This is a genomic window from Thalassotalea sp. G20_0 (assembly GCF_017744175.1).
Lineage (GTDB): Bacteria > Pseudomonadota > Gammaproteobacteria > Pseudomonadales > Endozoicomonadaceae > Endozoicomonas.
Window position 1 is genome coordinate 1 of record NZ_JAGHQV010000428.1, and the last position, 617, is coordinate 617.

Annotated in this window: 1 protein-coding gene; it reads right to left on the reverse strand. The window is 52.5% G+C overall.

The genetic code is table 11. The features are described from left to right. A partial coding sequence (locus J7438_RS26875; protein WP_209279077.1) for a hypothetical protein occupies positions 1–617 on the reverse strand: 617 nt, incomplete at both ends.

A 617-nucleotide genomic window follows, 5' to 3' on the forward strand; every position in this document is an offset into this window, starting at 1 on the left:
TATGCTGAGGAATAAAGCGGTCTTTCTCTTGTTGTGATTCGGCTATGGTTTTCACATGGGGCAGCAGCTCGGCCACAGTCTCTTTGAGCTTCGCTGTCTTCTCCAGCCCATTGTCCACCAGTTTCGCCACGGCCCACAGCAGGTTGTTGATATGTTGAGGAATAAAGTGGACTTTCTCTTGTTTTGATTCAGCTTTGGTTTTTACACAGGACAAAAGTACGGCCACGGTCTCTTTAAGCTCCGGTGTCGTCTCCAACTCCAGTCCTTTGTCCACCAGTTTCGCCACGGCCCACATCAGGTTGACGGTTTCCTGTGGATTGAACAGGTCTCTCTCTTCTTTTGATTCGGCTTTGGTTTTCACCCGGGGCAACAGCGCAACAACAGTTTCTTTGAGCCGCGGTGTTTTCCCAAGCTCCAGCCCGTGGTCCACCAGTTTCGCCACGGCCCACAGCAGGTTGACCACTTCCTGTGGCTTGAAGTAGCCTTTTGATTCGGTTCTGGTTTTTACATGGGGCAAAAGTGCAGCGAAGGCCTCTTTGAGTTTCGCTGTCTTCTCCAGCCCCACCAGCCCGTTGTCCACCAGTTTCGCCACGGCCCACACCAGGTTGGCTACTTCC